We start from the raw sequence: 267 nt of genomic DNA on the forward strand, positions 1-267 counted from the left end.
GGAGCCTGATGGCCGATGTGTTCGATGGTGCCCAGGCCCGCCGGCTGTTCGCGTCCATCGCCGCGGGCGCAAGCGTCGGCGGGTTGTGCGGGCCGCTGCTGAGCGCTCTGTTGATCGGCACCATCGGCGAATCCGGGCTGATGCTGATGGCCGCCGTGCTGCTCGCTGCGGCCATGGCACTCAAGCGCTACCTGATGGCCTGGCGTGAACGCCAGGGCGCCGGGCGGCCGGGAGCGGCGCCCAGCGAGAGCCCGCGCAGGCCGGTGC

Annotated in this window: 1 pseudogene; it reads left to right on the forward strand. The window is 73.0% G+C overall.

The window, feature by feature from the left end:
• Nucleotides 1-267, forward strand: a pseudogene (locus NDO48_RS29275) (hypothetical protein); the annotation flags it as partial.

The organism is Aminobacter sp. MET-1, assembly GCF_026521175.1.
Lineage (GTDB): Bacteria > Pseudomonadota > Alphaproteobacteria > Rhizobiales > Rhizobiaceae > Aminobacter.